The organism is Bacillus sp. FSL H8-0547 (assembly GCA_038002745.1).
Lineage (GTDB): Bacteria > Bacillota > Bacilli > Bacillales > Bacillaceae > Bacillus_P.
The window spans coordinates 1,788,033-1,805,674 of the sequence record JBBODD010000001.1 but is presented as its reverse complement, the minus strand read 5'-3'; the positions used below and the strand labels follow the sequence as shown (position 1 = coordinate 1,805,674).

General features: G+C 45.7%; 15 protein-coding genes and 1 rRNA gene. 12 read left to right on the top strand and 4 right to left on the bottom strand.

All coding sequences use genetic code 11. The features are described 5' to 3' along the window. Positions 1-158 precede the first annotated feature (158 nt). From jag to rpmH, 4 genes are all read right to left on the bottom strand, one after another. Positions 159-779, bottom strand: coding sequence for an RNA-binding cell elongation regulator Jag/EloR (gene jag, locus MHB63_08980; protein ID MEK3806659.1), 621 nt, complete (start codon positions 777-779; stop codon positions 159-161). Beyond that, entirely contained in the window at positions 776-1,552 is a 777-nt protein-coding gene (spoIIIJ, locus tag MHB63_08975; GenBank protein ID MEK3806658.1) for a YidC family membrane integrase SpoIIIJ, read from the bottom strand. Before spoIIIJ ends, jag begins: the two co-directional genes overlap by 4 nt. Positions 1,553-1,658: 106 nt before the next feature. After that, positions 1,659-2,033, bottom strand: a complete 375-nt coding sequence (gene rnpA, locus MHB63_08970) for a ribonuclease P protein component (protein ID MEK3806657.1) — start codon at positions 2,031-2,033, stop codon at positions 1,659-1,661. Between the two features lie 166 nt (positions 2,034-2,199). Beyond that, the gene (rpmH, locus tag MHB63_08965; GenBank protein ID MEK3806656.1) at positions 2,200-2,334 is read right to left on the bottom strand and encodes a 50S ribosomal protein L34; all 135 of its coding nucleotides are present in this window, start codon (positions 2,332-2,334) and stop codon (positions 2,200-2,202) included. A gap of 68 nt (positions 2,335-2,402) precedes the next feature. Between rpmH and MHB63_08960 the strand changes: the two genes are divergently transcribed. From MHB63_08960 to MHB63_08905, 12 genes are all read left to right on the top strand, one after another. Continuing rightward, complete coding sequence (locus MHB63_08960; GenBank protein MEK3806655.1) at positions 2,403-3,014, top strand: hypothetical protein; 612 nt, start codon at positions 2,403-2,405, stop codon at positions 3,012-3,014. Positions 3,015-3,275: 261 nt separating this feature from the next. After that, positions 3,276-4,622, top strand: coding sequence for a chromosomal replication initiator protein DnaA (gene dnaA / locus MHB63_08955; protein ID MEK3806654.1), 1,347 nt, complete (start codon positions 3,276-3,278; stop codon positions 4,620-4,622). Positions 4,623-4,877: 255 nt separating this feature from the next. Further along, complete coding sequence (gene dnaN, locus MHB63_08950; GenBank protein ID MEK3806653.1) at positions 4,878-6,014, top strand: DNA polymerase III subunit beta; 1,137 nt, start codon at positions 4,878-4,880, stop codon at positions 6,012-6,014. A 206-nt stretch (positions 6,015-6,220) separates the two neighbouring features. Next, entirely contained in the window at positions 6,221-6,439 is a 219-nt protein-coding gene (gene yaaA / locus MHB63_08945; protein ID MEK3806652.1) for a S4 domain-containing protein YaaA, read from the top strand. Between the two features lie 45 nt (positions 6,440-6,484). After that, positions 6,485-7,594 carry a DNA replication/repair protein RecF gene (gene recF / locus MHB63_08940; GenBank protein MEK3806651.1) on the top strand — a complete coding sequence of 370 codons (1,110 nt, stop codon included), beginning with the start codon at positions 6,485-6,487 and terminating at the stop codon, positions 7,592-7,594. A 19-nt stretch (positions 7,595-7,613) separates the two neighbouring features. Beyond that, positions 7,614-7,868: an extracellular matrix/biofilm biosynthesis regulator RemA family protein gene (locus tag MHB63_08935; protein ID MEK3806650.1), complete on the top strand. Its 255-nt coding sequence runs from the start codon at positions 7,614-7,616 to the stop codon at positions 7,866-7,868. A gap of 56 nt (positions 7,869-7,924) precedes the next feature. After that, entirely contained in the window at positions 7,925-9,847 is a 1,923-nt protein-coding gene (gyrB, locus tag MHB63_08930; protein MEK3806649.1) for a DNA topoisomerase (ATP-hydrolyzing) subunit B, read from the top strand. Positions 9,848-9,983: 136 nt separating this feature from the next. Continuing rightward, positions 9,984-10,238 (top strand): spore coat protein, encoded by a 255-nt coding sequence (locus MHB63_08925; protein ID MEK3806648.1) that lies wholly within the window; start codon positions 9,984-9,986, stop codon positions 10,236-10,238. A 127-nt stretch (positions 10,239-10,365) separates the two neighbouring features. Then, positions 10,366-11,739 carry a copper amine oxidase gene (locus MHB63_08920; GenBank protein MEK3806647.1) on the top strand — a complete coding sequence of 458 codons (1,374 nt, stop codon included), beginning with the start codon at positions 10,366-10,368 and terminating at the stop codon, positions 11,737-11,739. A 285-nt stretch (positions 11,740-12,024) separates the two neighbouring features. Further along, entirely contained in the window at positions 12,025-14,544 is a 2,520-nt protein-coding gene (gyrA, locus tag MHB63_08915) for a DNA gyrase subunit A (protein MEK3806646.1), read from the top strand. 106 nt (positions 14,545-14,650) lie between these two features. Next, a complete protein-coding gene (locus MHB63_08910; GenBank protein ID MEK3806645.1) occupies positions 14,651-15,700 on the top strand; it encodes an HD domain-containing phosphohydrolase in 1,050 nt (349 codons plus the stop codon). A gap of 265 nt (positions 15,701-15,965) precedes the next feature. Beyond that, positions 15,966-17,503 (top strand): 16S ribosomal RNA (locus tag MHB63_08905). Positions 17,504-17,642: the final 139 nt, after the last annotated feature.

Genomic DNA, 17,642 nt, shown 5'->3' with positions numbered 1-17,642 from the left:
AAAAAAGTTCAATTTATCCACAGTCTGATTTTCCGCACATTCAGTTACCTATCATTTTAACTTATCCACATGTTAATAACAATATTTCCAATCACGCTTCATCTAAGTCCTCCTGAAGACAGAAAAAACCCCGCTGAATGAGTATCAGCGGGGTTTTGCTATTTAGGCGCAATCACCAAATGGCGGTGAGGTTCTTCACCTACAGAGTAGGTTTTGATTTTATGCTGCTGGCTGACCAGTGCAGCATGAATGATTTTCCGTTCATAGGAAGGCATCGGCTCAAGCGGAACCTCTTTCCTCGTCCGGATTGCCTGATGGGCAAGCTTGTGGGCGAGCTGGATCAGGGTCTCTTTGCGGCGGGATCTGTAGTTTTCCGCATCAACGGTAATGTTCAGATAGTGATTGGCATGGCGGTTTGCCGCAAGCTGCGTTAAATACTGCAGGGAATTGAGGGTTTGTCCTCGTTTTCCGATTAAAAGAGCCACTTTCTCTCCTTCAATTTGAAACGTCACATTTTTCCCGTCCTGCTTCATTTCAACAGTTGCGTCCACGCCCATGTTTCTGACAACATCCATTAAAAAGCGATGCGCTTCTTCTGCGGGGTTCGGCCGTTTAACAGCTTTCACCCTTGCCGGCTTTGAGCCGAACAGGCCCAAAAAACCTTTTTTTCCTTCATCAATCACGGTGATTTCTACTTCATTTTCAGTTGCATGAAGCTCTTTTAAAGCGGATTGTACTGCTTCTTTGACGCTAAGTCCCTCAGCAGTTATTTCTCTCACTTTTTCTTTCCTCCCGATTTCAAAAGGGCATTCTTTTTAATATCAGGTCCGTAGATGATCATAGTCTGCACGATCATGAACAGGTTACCTACAACCCAGTACAGGGAAAGTGCAGCCGGGAAGCTGACAGCAAAGATGACGATCATAATTGGCATGATATAAAGAAGCATGGCCATTTGCGGATTTTGACTTGCTGTTCCTGCCATCGTTAATTTCTGCTGAATGAATGTTGTAATACCGGCAATGACCGGCAGAAGGAATAATGGATCACGTGCACCAAGGTCAAACCACAGGAAGTTGTGATCGGCAATTGCTTCTGTTCTCATGATGGCATGATAGAATCCGATAAGAATCGGCATCTGCACAAGTAAAGGAAAACATCCTGAAAGAGGATTTACCTTATTCTTCTGGAAAAGAGCCATCGTTTCCTGCTGAAGCTTCTGCTGTGTTTTCTGATCTTTCGAGCTGTACTTTTCACGCAGCTTCTGCATTTCAGGCTGCAGTTCCTGCATCGCTTTGGAGTTTTTGATCTGCTTGATCATCAGAGGCAGAATGGCAAAGCGGATAATAAGCGTTACGATGACAATGGAGATTCCATAATTTTCACCCGTTAATTCTGCGAAATATATGATAAGCCATGACAACGGATAGACAATGTACTGATTCCAGAACCCCTGGCTTTCTTCTGTGATTGGCTGATTGACTTCTGTACATCCCGCAAGAAGCATCACCATGCTCACTAAGCCAAGCACTAACAATATTCTCCTTTTCAACCGGTATTCCTCCTAACAATCTAACTGAACCGGCTATTTTTGCCGGTGTATCCAACATATATTCTAACATCTTTAGATAAGAAATCGAAATTTGTTCTAGACATTTCTATGTATTTTTTATGGCGCTTTCACGGCGAATGCCGGGCTTTAGGATTTTCGTTTTTCTGAAAAGGTGCAGGAGACTGCTTTTCACTTCATGATAGTCCATTTCAGACGCGGGTTTTCTGGCAATGACAATGTAGTCCATGCCTGTTTTCAAGCTGTCTTTTTCTTCAAGGAATACTTGACGGACGAGACGCTTCACCCTGTTTCTGGTCACGGCATTTCCTATCTTTTTGCTGACTGAAAGACCTAAGCGGAATTCCTTTTCTTCAGGCTGATTCAGCATGTAGATCACAAATTGTCTGTTTGCCATCGACTTGCCCTGCTTGAATATTTTTTGGAAGTCTTCGTTTTTTTTAATGCGGTTTTTCTTTTTCATGCCCTCACTCCGGATCCTTCCCTGACGTTCCTTTAGCCTGCTGAAAGCTCTGCCATCATTATTTCTTTAAAAGAATCTATTTAAACAGCTGTTTTCCTAAAAACATGGCCCAATCTGTTTGAAGGATTGGGCCATGTAAAAAAGACCACTGATAGTTTTCAGTGGCCTATGCTGATAATACTTTTCTTCCTTTGCGACGACGTGCTGCTAGCACTTTACGTCCGTTCTTTGAGCTCATGCGAGCGCGGAAACCGTGAACTTTGCTGTGTTTGCGGTTATTTGGCTGATACGTTCTTTTCATTATAGACACCTCCCTGAGGAATAGCTGTTAAAGACAGTCTTTCTAATTATAGAGAGTGACCCCTCGAATTGTCAACCATCTGTCAAAAAAGATTTCATGGTGCGGTTTTTCGTTCTCTTTTTTCTGATGGTTCTTGGTTGCCTCATGCAAACCGTTCCCTTCAGAACTTGCTTTCCGCACGACAAACCGTTCCCTTCCACTCCAGAAACTTGCTTTCCGCGGGGAGCGCCGGGAGCCTCCTCGCTTCGCTTGCGGGGTCTCCCGTGCCCTCTTCATCCCGTAGAAAAGCGGAAGCGCCCGTTTTGCTCCGGCAGTCAGATAAGAAATCCCCCGAAAAGTCCGGGTTTGACTTTTTGGGGGATTTTGTTCTGACAGAGGAGTTGGGCGCTGCAGCTGGACAAGGAGTCAAGTTTCTTCCGCTGCAGTCCACTGGATTTCAGCTCATTTTCAATTTCAAAGACAAAAACAATTCTGGATTGGATCTGAAACACCTTCTGCAGCGTGTTCAATTTTTTCCCGTGGCACCGGCCTGTGCACAATTTTTTCGACAATATTTTTTATCCACACCCGTTATCGACAGGTTTCTCACAGAACAAACAGATGTGGACAATTTTTCTCAACAGGAAAGCAGGTATGTGGATAAGTTTTTCAAAACCATTGCGCCGCTTCGTTTAATTTGATATTATATTTGTGTTTTCACTCTGAATATCAAACGTCATAAAATTAATTATCCACACATTGTGGATAACATGTGGAAAGATTATAAACACCCTGTTAAAAAACTTGTCCACACGTGAAGGTTTATGTCGAAAAGATGTTTTACTACTATATTATATATTTATGCACATTTTGTCCTTTTTGTATATTTATTCGCACGCCTATGAATGGTTGTACAAAACATATACACGTTACTTTTTTAAAGAAGGAGGGAGATGCCTCATATGGAGAACATTGATGAGCTGTGGAGCAAGGCGCTGTCTGAAATTGAAAAAAAACTCAGCAAGCCAAGCTTTGAAACGTGGCTGAAATCGACGAAGGCCCATGCACTTAAAGGAGACACGCTGACGATTACGGCTCCTAATGAATTTGCACGCGACTGGCTGGAATCACGGTATCTGCATTTAATTGCCAATACCATTTATGAACTGACAGGCGAGGAGCTGCTGATCAAGTTCATTATTCCCCAAAATCAGAACGAAGCAGATTTTATGCCGAAATCACCGATTAAGCAGGTGGCAAAGGACGAAGAGCAGATCGAGCTGCCTCAAAATATGCTGAATCCAAAATATACGTTCGATACATTCGTTATCGGTTCAGGCAACAGGTTTGCCCACGCAGCGTCGCTTGCCGTGGCAGAAGCGCCTGCAAAAGCCTACAATCCGCTGTTTATCTATGGGGGGGTAGGACTTGGAAAAACGCATCTTATGCATGCAATCGGCCATTATGTCATTGATCATAAACCAAATGCAAAGGTCGTTTACCTGTCCTCAGAGAAATTCACGAACGAATTCATTAACAGCATCCGTGATAACAAGGCGAAAGATTTCCGCAACAAATACCGCAGCGTTGACGTTTTGCTTATAGATGATATTCAGTTTCTTGCCGGAAAAGAACAGACGCAGGAGGAGTTTTTCCATACGTTTAACACCCTGCATGAAGAAAGCAAGCAGATTGTCATTTCCAGCGACCGTCCTCCAAAGGAAATACCGACACTAGAAGACCGCCTCAGATCCAGATTTGAATGGGGACTGATTACGGACATTACCCCTCCGGATCTTGAGACGCGTATTGCGATTCTCAGAAAAAAAGCAAAGGCTGAGGGCCTTGATATCCCTAATGAAGTCATGCTTTATATCGCCAATCAAATTGATTCCAACATTCGTGAACTTGAAGGCGCACTTATTCGGGTTGTTGCTTATTCATCCCTTATCAATAAAGACATAAATGCAGATCTTGCTGCAGAAGCTTTAAAAGACATCATCCCGAGCTCAAAGCCGAAAATGATCACCATTGCGGATATTCAGCGCATGGTAGGCCAGCATTTCAGCGTGAAGCTTGAGGATTTTAAAGCAAAGAAACGAACAAAATCCGTCGCGTTTCCAAGGCAGATCGCGATGTATCTGTCACGGGAACTGACTGATTCCTCTCTTCCAAAGATCGGCGAGGAATTCGGAGGCCGTGACCATACAACCGTCATTCATGCCCATGAGAAAATCTCCAAGCTCCTTCAGGCTGATGACCAGCTTGTTAAACAGCTGAAAGAAATAGAGAGCATGCTGAAGAACTAGCTCTCTCTCAAGCAGCATAAACAAGGCAAAATCATCTCAAAATAAAATAGAGCATCCGGGATAATGTGAATAACCCAATACGATTCATACACAGTCTGTCCACATGTGGATAGGCTGTGTTTCCTTTCTTCAACAGAGTTATACACATATCAACAGGCCCTACTAGTACTTCTACTATTTTTTTCTTTAAAATATATATATATTAAGTCACCAGAAGAAATATTCCACCGTACGAAAAAAGGAGGATTTACCCTAATGAAATTCGTCATTCAAAAAGACCGTCTTGTTCAAAGCGTACAGGATGTCATGAAAGCTGTTTCGTCCAGAACGACTATTCCAATCCTGACGGGAATTAAAATTGTGGCAACAGAAGAAGGAGTCACTCTTACAGGAAGTGATTCTGATATCTCGATTGAGTCTTTCATTCCTACAGAAGAAAACGGAAAAGAGATTGCAGAAATCAAGCAGGCAGGCAGCATCGTCCTTCAGGCCCGTTTCTTCAGTGAAATCGTTAAAAAACTTCCTAAGGATTCTGTGGAGATGGAGGTTCATGGCCATCACATGACAGTCATCCGTTCAGGCAAAGCAGAGTTCAACTTAAATGGACTGGATGCAGAGGAATATCCGCATCTTCCTCAAGTGGAGGAGCACAACAGCTTCAAAGTTCCGACAGATCTTTTAAAAACGATGATCAGACAAACCGTTTTTTCTGTTTCAACTTCCGAAACCCGCCCGATTTTGACAGGTGTTAACTGGAAGCTTGAAAATAAAGAGCTGATCTGCATCGCAACAGACAGCCATCGTCTTGCCCTCCGCAAGGCAAAAATTGAAATGGAAGCTGACACTTCCTACAATGTTGTCATTCCCGGAAAAAGTTTAAATGAGTTGAGCAAAATTCTTGCTGATTCGAGCGAAGAAATCGAAATTGTGATCACAGAAAGCCAGGTGCTTTTCAAAGCGGAAAACCTGCTGTTCTTCTCAAGACTTCTTGACGGAAACTACCCTGATACAACGAGGCTGATTCCTTCTGAAAGCAAAACAGAAATGGTTCTGAATACAAAAGATTTTCTTCAGGCCATCGACCGCGCATCTCTTCTTGCAAAAGAAGGCAGAAACAACGTCGTAAAGTTCTCTACGCTTGAAGACGGAATTGTCGAAGTTTCTTCGAACACTCCGGAAATCGGAAAAGTCATCGAGGAAGTGCAGACACAGGAACTCTCGGGAGAGGAATTAAAAATTTCTTTCAGTGCAAAATATATGATGGATGCATTAAAGGCACTTGAGGGAACAGAAATCAGCATCAGCTTTACAGGTGCGATGAGACCGTTTTTGATTCGCACTCCAAATGACGATTCCATCCTTCAGCTGATTCTCCCTGTCAGAACGTATTAATGACACAAGCTGCCGGCGGTCTGCCGGCAGCTTTCTTTTTTTAGCCAGCAGTCTTATCCGTTATGGGAAGGACTTTTGTCACGCGTAGTGTCCGCGCAGAGAAGACACGATTTTCTTTAAAAAGAACAGGCAGCTGCCTATTGTGGTATGGCCAGTATATTTAGTAAAATAAAGTGTTAGAGATTTTAGAAAGAAGGCGATCCGGAATGTCCAGAAAACCTGTTAAAATAGATACAGAATATATAGCACTGGGCCAATTTTTAAAATTGGCGGATGTGATTCAGACCGGCGGCATGGCAAAATGGTTTCTTCAGGAATATGCGATATTTGTAAACGGGGAGCCTGAGAACCGCCGCGGCAAAAAACTTTATGACGGAGATCTTGTTGATATTCCTGATTTCGGAACATTTATCGTTAAAAGCTGAATGTTTCAAGATGTGAAATACACAACTTAAAGTTGGTGAACGGATTTGTTTATCAAAGAACTGTCCCTGCGGAACTACCGCAACTATAAAGAACTGACTGCGGAGTTTGAAAACAAGGTCAATGTCATCCTCGGGGAGAATGCCCAGGGGAAAACGAATGTGATGGAAGCGATCTATGTCCTGGCCATGGCCAAATCCCACCGCACGTCAAATGACAAAGATCTTATCTACTGGGACGAGGAATATGCTAAAATAGAAGGCAGAGCAGAAAAACAAAACGGTTCTGTGCCAATGCAGCTCGTCATTTCAAAAAAAGGAAAAAAAGCGAAGCTGAACCACATTGAGCAGCAGAAATTAAGCCAGTATGTCGGAGCGATGAACGTGATCATGTTTGCTCCCGAAGACCTTAACCTTGTAAAAGGCAGCCCCCAGGTCAGAAGACGCTTTATCGATATGGAAATCGGACAGGTTTCGCCTGTCTATCTTCATGATTTAAATAAATTTCAAAAGGTCATGCTGCAGCGGAATCAGTATTTAAAACAGCTGCAGATGAAGAGGCAGACTGACCGGACGATGCTTGATGTGCTGACTTCCCAGCTTGCAGAATCCGCTGCAAAAGTAGTGAAAAAGCGAATGGAGTTTCTCGGCAAGCTCCAGAAATGGGCTCAGCCGGTCCATGAGGGTATCAGCAGGGGGCTTGAAACACTGACGATTGAGTATAAAGCCTCCGCTGATGTATCAGAAGCCTCAAGTTTGTCGAAAATGATAGAAGGATATGAAGAGAAGTTTGATAAAATAAAAGAAAAAGAAATTGAGCGCGGAGCAACTCTTGCCGGTCCGCACAGAGATGATCTTCTTTTCTTTGTGAACGGGCGTGACGTCCAGACGTTCGGCTCCCAGGGACAGCAGCGGACAACCGCTCTCTCGCTGAAACTTGCAGAAATCGATCTGATTCACGAAGAAATCGGCGAGTATCCGATTCTTCTTCTTGATGATGTTTTATCTGAACTTGATGATTACAGGCAATCGCATTTATTAAATACAATTCAGGGGAAAGTGCAGACGTTTGTCACGACGACAAGCGTTGAGGGCATTGACCATAAGACGCTGAAGGAAGCAACAACGTACCGCGTTTCAAAAGGCACGCTTACTTAAGTGAGAGAGGTGGTTTTTCATGTATATCCACTTGGGAGACAATTTCGTGATTCCTTCAAAGGAAGTCGTCATGATTATTGATCATCAATCGTCAAAGACGTCCGGAATTGTCAGTGAATTTTTGGAAAAGCAGCAGAATCAGCCGGTAAAGCTAGCAAATGGCGAAACAAAGTCGATTGTTGTGACGACAGACAAGGTTTATTTTTCTCCTCTTGCTTCAGGCACGCTGAAAAAACGTGCAAAATTCTCATTTGACATAGAGACGGCAGAATGAACGTTCTGAACCCAATCTATAAGCCCTTAAGAAAAGTGTAGGTGATCATAGTGGCGATGGAACAAAAACAAATGGAACAGCAATCATATGATGAAAACCAGATACAAGTACTAGAAGGCTTAGAGGCTGTCCGGAAACGTCCCGGAATGTATATTGGCTCAACTGCGGTGAAAGGTCTCCACCATCTGGTCTGGGAGATTGTCGATAACAGTATCGATGAAGCTCTTGCAGGCTACTGCGATGAGATTAATATTATCGTTGAAGAAGACAACAGCATTACCGTAAAAGACAACGGCCGCGGAATTCCGGTTGGAATCCATGAAAAAATGGGACGTCCCGCAGTTGAAGTCATTATGACCGTGCTTCATGCCGGAGGAAAATTCGGCGGCGGCGGATACAAGGTGTCAGGCGGTCTTCACGGCGTAGGTGCATCTGTCGTAAATGCCCTGTCTACGTATCTTGAAGTTACTGTTTACCGCGACGGCAAAATTCATTATCAGAAATTTGAGCGCGGTGTGCCTGCTGCTGACCTGTCAGTGATCGGCGAAACAGAAGTAACCGGAACAACTACTCACTTTGTCCCGGATCCGGAAATTTTCACGGAGACGACAGAATATGATTTTGACACGCTTGCAAACCGTTTAAGAGAGCTTGCCTTCTTAAACCGAAATATTAAAATCACAATTGAAGACAAACGTGAAACGAAACGCAAAAAAGAATATCTGTACGAAGGCGGCATTAAATCCTATGTTGAGCATTTAAACCGCACAAGAGAAGTCATCCATGAAGAGCCTGTCTACATGGAAGGCGAAAAGGACGGCATTACAGTCGAGGTTGCCCTTCAGTACAATGATTCCTATACAAGCAACATTTATTCGTTCGCCAACAATATTCACACTTATGAAGGCGGAACGCATGAAGCCGGATTCAAAACGGCTCTTACACGCGTCATCAATGACTATGCCCGCAAAAGCGGCGCTTTTAAAGACAATGATGCCAACCTTACAGGTGACGATGTGCGCGAAGGTTTGACAGCCATTATTTCTGTTAAACATCCGGACCCGCAGTTTGAGGGCCAGACGAAGACGAAGCTCGGCAACTCAGAAACGCGGACTGTAACGGATAATGTCTTTGCAGATGCGTTTGAAAAGTTCCTGCTTGAAAATCCTTCAACAGCAAAGAAAATTGTTGAAAAAGGGGTTATGGCATCAAGAGCGCGTCTTGCAGCCAAAAAAGCGCGCGAGCTGACGCGCCGTAAAAGTGCGCTTGAGATCTCCAACCTGCCTGGGAAACTTGCCGACTGTTCGTCTAAAGACCCGTCCATCTCAGAACTCTACGTCGTTGAGGGTGACTCTGCCGGCGGTTCTGCAAAACAGGGGCGCGACCGTCATTTCCAGGCGATTCTGCCGCTTAGAGGAAAAATCATCAACGTAGAAAAAGCGCGTCTTGATAAAATCCTTTCCAACAACGAGATCCGGACTATTATTACGGCTCTTGGAACAGGAATTGCGGAAGACTTTGATCTTTCAAAAGCACGCTACCATAAAATCATTATTATGACGGATGCAGACGTTGACGGAGCCCATATCCGCACACTGCTTCTGACGTTTTTCTACCGCTACATGAGACAGATCATCGAAAGCGGATATGTCTACATTGCCCAGCCGCCTCTTTACAAGGTGCAGCAGGGAAAACGGATTGAATATGCGTACAATGACAGAGAGATGGAGAAGCTTATGGCAGAACTGCCTGCAACTCCTAAGCCTGGAATTCAGCGCTACAAAGGTCTTGGTGAGATGAATCCTGAGCAGCTTTGGGAGACGACGATGGATCCGAACACGCGGACATTCCTTCAGGTTACCCTTGAAGATGCGATGGAAGCAGATGAAACCTTTGATATTCTGATGGGCGACAAAGTCGAACCCCGCCGGAACTTTATTGAAGGCAACGCCCAGTATGTTAAAAACCTTGATATCTAAGTTCAAAAAGGCAAACCGGATCCCGGCTTTGCCTTTTCTTTTTGTCTGAAATTCCGTCATAGCCCACTACATTTCACATGTCCCTGCATATCTTTGTAAAGAAAGTAGGCAACTTATCTAAGCAGGAGGCGTGAAAATGAATAATCAGCAATATGACATGAGGCGTCCATTCGGATTTGGAGGAGGCTTCGGGAGACCGGGCTTTGGCTTTGGAAGACCAGGCTTCGGATTTGGAAGACCTGGATTCGGGTTCGGGAGACCGGGCTTCGGCTTTCCGTTTGCAACAGGGTTTGTCGGCGGTCTTGCGACAGGAGCGCTGCTGTCGCCGGGCTACGGCTACGGATATCCTTATCCATATTATCCGCCGTACCCGTACTATCCGTATTATTAAGTTCTTTAAAAAACATCCGGGCAGGATGTTTTTTAATTTTTAAAAAAAATAAATGATCCATGCTTAAATTCTCTCCGTTAGTCATGATGTAAACGTCAAATAAACATAAATAAAAGGAGAGAATAACATGAAGATGAAAAAAGCACTGATTGCTGTACCACTCAGTTTTTCCCTGCTGATTCCGGCTTTTGGAACAGTGAACGCAGAAGATCACGGAGGCAGCCACGGCGGAAGCCACAGCGGCATGGCATCAGCAGAGGTTTCAAACCCTGCGATTGATCTTCGGGCATCCCTTGATGCAATCCTCTCAGAGCATGCATACTTAGCGGTTGTTGCGATGCAAAAAGGCATTGACGGCAAGGAAGATTTTGAAGCGGCTGCGGGACAGCTTAATAAGAATACAGAAGATTTATCGGCAGCTGTCGGATCTGTTTATGGTGAAGAAGCCGGAAATCAATTCAAAGAGATTTGGAGCAGCCACATCGGCTATTTCGTGGACTATGTAACGGCAACAGCTGAAAACAATGAAGAAGGCAGAAAGCAGGCACTTGCTGAACTTGACGAATACCGTGCAGAACAAGCGAAGTTTCTCGATACAGCAACAGAAGGCCGCCTGAAAGCAGCAGATCTTGAAGCAGGTCTTAAAGTTCACGTTGACCAGCTGATCGGGGCTTTTGAAAGCTACAGAGCGGGCGAGTATGATAAAGCATATGATGATGTAACAGAATCTATGCACCATATGTTTGGAGTGGGCAAAGGTCTTTCATGGGCCATCACTGACCAGTTCCCTGAGAAATTTGAAAATACATCTCCTGACACACCTGCTGCTGACTTGCGCGCAAATTTAAATCAAGTATTTTCTGAACATGCAGCACTTGCGGCATTGACAATGCAAAAAGGAATTGACGGAGCAAAAGACTTTGATGCGGCGGCGGCAGCACTGAACGAAAACACAGATGATCTGACAGCGGCTGTTGAATCTGTCTACGGTGCTGAAGGAGCTGCACAGTTTAAAGAAATCTGGAGCAGCCACATCGGCTACTTTGTTGACTATGTGACAGCAACTGCTGAAAACAATGAAGCCGGGAAGGAAGAAGCGGTAGCGGAGCTTGATGCATACCGTGCAGAACAGGCGGCATTCCTTGACGCTGCAACAGAAGGCAGACTGAAAGCGGCCGACCTCGAGGCGGGTCTCAAAGAGCATGTTGACCAGCTTCTTGCCGCATTTAACAGCTACACAGGAAAAGACTATCCTGCAGCCTATGAAAATATCCATGTTGCGTATTCGCACATGTTCGGAGTAGGCCAGGCCCTGTCAGGTGCCATTACGGACCAGTTCCCTGAAAAGTTTGAAGGGCAAAAGCCTTCTGACATGCCGAAAACAGGCATGGGCGGCATGAGCCAGTCAAACAGCAGCGTCATTATGTGGGCTGTATTCGGATTTATCTTAGCCTCTGCAGCGATCGCAATGATTGCACGCAATAAATCAGTTAAAAACTAAGGGCTGGAGCAGAAGTTTTAAGCAAGGTCCGCCTTATTTGAAAAATAAGAGTAAAAGAACTGTGATCCCTGCCGAAAAGGCAGGGATTATTCGGTTTTTCGGGATATTTCTATGAAATTGACGTGTAATGTCATAGGTTTATTGATATAATGGAGAGTAGGCTATTATTCAATTATCGGAAAGACTTACATATTTAAGGTCTTATATATTTCAGCATGAACATCATTACAAAAACTTTTAACTCCCGTTTTTTATGGAGCTAGATAGATTAGGGAGGTTCAACTCATGGAAGAAAACAAAACACCTAACGTGAAAGAGATTAATATCAGTCACGAGATGCGTTCTTCTTTTCTCGATTATGCGATGAGCGTTATCGTTTCGCGCGCTCTTCCGGACGTTCGTGACGGCCTGAAGCCTGTTCACCGCCGGATTCTCTACGCGATGAATGACCTTGGCATGACATCGGACAAACCGTTCAAAAAGTCTGCACGTATCGTCGGTGAAGTAATCGGGAAGTATCATCCGCACGGCGACAGCGCCGTTTACGACTCTATGGTCCGGATGGCACAGGATTTCAACTTCCGCTATATGCTTGTCGACGGTCACGGGAACTTTGGTTCAGTTGACGGTGACGGTGCGGCAGCGATGCGTTATACAGAAGCCCGCATGTCGAAGATCGCGATGGAGCTTCTCCGCGATATTAACAAAGACACCATCGATTATCAGGACAACTATGACGGGTCTGAACGTGAACCTGTCGTGCTTCCTTCAAGGTTCCCTAATCTTCTGGTAAACGGAGCAGCGGGGATTGCTGTCGGCATGGCGACAAACATTCCGCCTCATCAGCTTGGAGAAGTCATCGACGGGGTGCTTGCTGTCAGCAAAGATCCGGAAGTGAGCATACAGGAGCTTATGGAAATCATTCCGGGCCCGGACTTCCCTACTGCAGGACAGATTATCGGAAGAAGCGGCATTCGCAAAGCGTATGAGACCGGCCGAGGATCGATCACCATCAGAGCAAAAGTTGAAATTGAACAAAAAGCATCAGGCAAGGAAGTCATTATCGTTAAAGAGCTTCCTTATCAGGTGAACAAAGCGAAGCTGATCGAGAAAATTGCAGAGCTTGTACGCGACAAAAAGATCGAAGGCATCACTGACTTAAGGGACGAATCAGACCGAAACGGCATGCGTATTGTCATTGAAGTCCGCAAAGATGCAAATTCAAATGTCCTTTTGAACAATCTTTTTAAACAGACGGCTCTTCAGACAAGCTTCGGCATCAACATGCTTGCCCTTGTAGGAGGACAGCCTCAGGTTCTGAACCTGAAGCAGTTCCTTGTCTATTATCTGGACCATCAAAAGGTGATTATCCGCCGCCGCACAGCCTTTGAGCTGCGCAAAGCGGAAGCGCGTGCGCATATCCTGGAAGGACTCCGGATTGCACTTGATCATCTGGATGAAGTGATCGCACTTATCCGTGCCTCGCAGACAACAGATATCGCTAAACAGGGATTGATGGACAACTTCTCTCTTTCTGAAAAACAGGCACAGGCTATTCTTGATATGCGTCTTCAGCGCTTAACTGGACTTGAGCGCGAAAAGATTGAAGAAGAATACCAGAGTCTTGTTAAACTGATCGCAGAACTGAAGGCGATTCTTGCAGATGATGAGAAAGTTCTTGAAATCATCCGCGAGGAGCTGGAAGAAATTAAGGAGCGCTTCAATGATGTGCGCCGTACGGAGATTGTAACCGGCGGCATCGAAATGATTGAAGACGAAGACTTAATTCCTGTTGAAAACATCGTGATCACGCTGACGCACAACGGCTATATCAAGAGACTTCCAATCTCGACATACCGAAGCCAGAGAAGGGGCGGACGGGGGATTCAGGGAATGGGCACGAATGAAGATGATTTCGTCGAACATCTGCTCACAACCTCAACCCATGACACGATTCTGTTCTTCACGAACAAAGGAAAGGTTTACCGTACAAAAGGCTACGAGATTCCTGAGTACGGAAGAACGGCAAAAGGTCTGCCGATCATTAACCTGCTTGAGATTGAAAAAGGGGAATGGGTCAATGCCATCATTCCTGTTTCAGAATTTGCAGATGACTGGTCACTCTTCTTCACAACGAAAGAAGGAATCTCAAAACGGTCTCCCCTTTCTCAATTTGCCAACATCAGAAAAGGCGGCCTGATTGCTGTCAATCTGCGCGAAGCAGATGAGCTGATTTCGGTAAGGCTGACGGACGGAACGAAACACATCATGATCGGAACGAAAAAGGGAATGCTGATCCGCTTCCCTGAAACAGACGTCCGCTCAATGGGCCGGACGGCTACAGGTGTAAAAGGCATTACGCTTGATGCGGATGACGAAGTTGTCGGCATGGAGATCCTGGAAGAGGACGCAGACGTTCTGACTGTCACGCGAAACGGATTCGGCAAGCGGACGCCTGCAGCTGAATACCGCGTGCAAAGCCGCGGCGGAAAAGGGATTAAAACATGTAATGTAACCGAAAAGAACGGAACTGTCATATCTGTTAAGCCTTCAACGGGAGAAGAGGACCTGATGCTGATTACAGCAAGCGGCGTTCTGATCCGGATGGCGATTGACAGCATCTCGACAACGGGACGAAACACACAGGGCGTCAAGCTGATTAAGCTTGGTGGCGAAGAACACGTTGCAACAGTAGCGGTAGTGGAAAAAGAAGAACTGGAACCTGAAGAGGATCTGACAGAAGAACAGATTCAGGATCCTGAATCTGAAGCACCGCCGGAAGATCCATCAGGCACTGAAGAATAAGGAGGAAAAGTACAGCTTAAGCTGTACTTTTTTTCTGTCTTTTTTATTCAATAAATCCATATCCTTCTAAAAAGATTGGGTTATAATCAGGTTGGGAGGGATTCATGTGAGGGTCCATATCAATCAGATAAATGAGGGGAACATCTTGCTGAAGGATGTTCTTTCAGCATCGGGTAAACCGCTTATGCGGAAACATACTGTCCTTAAACGGGAACTGATCGATGTTTTGCATGCATTTTTAATAGAGACAGTAGAAATAGAATCATCCAGCGAGACCGAGCAGGACAAAAACGTTCCGGCGGACAAGTCTGTTACCCCGTTTGGGACTGTCTACCATGCTGCAGTCAATGGCTTTAAAAAACTGTATGCGGACTGGCATTCAGGTGCTTCAGTTGACATCTCAAAGGTTAGAAATCTTCTGATTCCTGCTGTGGAACATATCCTGCAACACCCGTCAGAAGTGTTTAAAACAACCGGATATTCAGGAGAAGAAGACTATCTCTACCATCAATCTGTATCAGCGGCGCTTCTTAGCGCAAGCCTCGCCAAATCTTCAGGCTTCCCGCACGGTGACGTGATTCAGATTGCAATGACAGGACTGCTTTGCGACTGCGGACTGACTAAGCTTGATCAGGGGTTTATTCAGAAAAAAAGAGCTCTGACCGCAAAAGAATTTGACGAAATCAAACAGCATCCTGTACACAGCTATAAAATGCTCAAAAACATTGTATCTTTAAAAGAAGCTGTCAAAATCGGCGTCCTGCAGCATCATGAACGAATGGACGGAAGCGGGTATCCCCTCGGCACTAAAGGAGACCAGCTTCATCCTTACGGGAGGATTGCAGCGCTTGCCCACGCCTATCAGGCCATGGTCAGCAGCAGGCCGTACAGAGACCGCCAGTCTCCATTTCACGTTCTAGAGCAGCTGATGGAAGATGAGTTTGGCAGATTTGACCTCTCAGCTCTTAAATCATTGAGAAAAGGACTGCTGACATTCAGCAGCGGGACAATCGTCAGGCTGTCTGATGGGCGAACAGCAGAAATTGTCTTTATAGAAGATCACCAGCCTGCAAGACCTCTTGTGAAGCTTCAGGACAGCGGGGAAATGATTGCTCTAAAAGAATACAGACAGCTATATATAGAAGAAATACTATAAGAGCAATTTTTTGCTCTTTTTTTATTGCTTATTTAAAAGAATACTGATATAATTCTAAAAGTCAGTAAGAAAGCCACTACATAAGCGAGTTTAGCAAAAAAACATTTTCAAAATGTTATTGACTTAATGGGCTTTAGAGTGATATACTGATTAGGTCGCTTCGAGATGAAACGACACAAAAAGTTCTTTGAAAACTAAACAAAACCAAAAGCGTACCAAACGTTTTAAATTTTTTAAGTCAGCAACATTTATGAGTCACAAATTTTCTTCGGAGAGTTTGATCCTGGCTCAGGACGAACGCTGGCGGCGTGCCTAATACATGCAAGTCGAGCGGACCTCTTCGGAGGTCAGCGGCGGACGGGTGAGTAACACGTGGGCAACCTGCCTGTAAGACTGGGATAACTCCGGGAAACCGGAGCTAATACCGGATACTATGTCAAACCGCATGGTTTGACATTCAAAGACGGTTTCGGCTGTCACTTACAGATGGGCCCGCGGCGCATTAGCTAGTTGGTGAGGTAATGGCTCACCAAGGCAACGATGCGTAGCCGACCTGAGAGGGTGATCGGCCACACTGGGACTGAGACACGGCCCAGACTCCTACGGGAGGCAGCAGTAGGGAATCTTCCGCAATGGACGAAAGTCTGACGGAGCAACGCCGCGTGAGTGATGAAGGTTTTCGGATCGTAAAACTCTGTTGTCAGGGAAGAACAAGTGCCGGAGTAACTGCCGGTGCCTTGACGGTACCTGACCAGAAAGCCACGGCTAACTACGTGCCAGCAGCCGCGGTAATACGTAGGTGGCAAGCGTTGTCCGGAATTATTGGGCGTAAAGCGCGCGCAGGCGGTTTCTTAAGTCTGATGTGAAAGCCCCCGGCTCAACCGGGGAGGGTCATTGGAAACTGGGAAACTTGAGTGCAGAAGAGGAGAGTGGAATTCCACGTGTAGCGGTGAAATGCGTAGAGATGTGGAGGAACACCAGTGGCGAAGGCGACTCTCTGGTCTGTAACTGACGCTGAGGCGCGAAAGCGTGGGGAGCGAACAGGATTAGATACCCTGGTAGTCCACGCCGTAAACGATGAGTGCTAAGTGTTAGAGGGTTTCCGCCCTTTAGTGCTGCAGCTAACGCATTAAGCACTCCGCCTGGGGAGTACGGTCGCAAGACTGAAACTCAAAGGAATTGACGGGGGCCCGCACAAGCGGTGGAGCATGTGGTTTAATTCGAAGCAACGCGAAGAACCTTACCAGGTCTTGACATCCTTTGCCACTTCTAGAGATAGAAGGTTCCCCTTCGGGGGACAAAGTGACAGGTGGTGCATGGTTGTCGTCAGCTCGTGTCGTGAGATGTTGGGTTAAGTCCCGCAACGAGCGCAACCCTTGATCTTAGTTGCCAGCATTCAGTTGGGCACTCTAAGGTGACTGCCGGTGACAAACCGGAGGAAGGTGGGGATGACGTCAAATCATCATGCCCCTTATGACCTGGGCTACACACGTGCTACAATGGATGGTACAAAGGGCTGCGAGACCGCGAGGTTTAGCCAATCCCATAAAACCATTCTCAGTTCGGATTGCAGGCTGCAACTCGCCTGCATGAAGCTGGAATCGCTAGTAATCGCGGATCAGCATGCCGCGGTGAATACGTTCCCGGGCCTTGTACACACCGCCCGTCACACCACGAGAGTTTGCAACACCCGAAGTCGGTGGGGTAACCGCAAGGAGCCAGCCGCCTAAGGTGGGGTAGATGATTGGGGTGAAGTCGTAACAAGGTAGCCGTATCGGAAGGTGCGGCTGGATCACCTCCTTTCTAAGGATATGAGGTCGCTTTTGGTTTTTGTTTAGTTTTGAGAGAACTTTGTTCTCCATTTAAATAGGAAGTTTACTTTACAAGTAAGCGAGAACGTCATGCGCGTGCTTTTTTGTTCGTCGCAATCGTCTCTTTTATC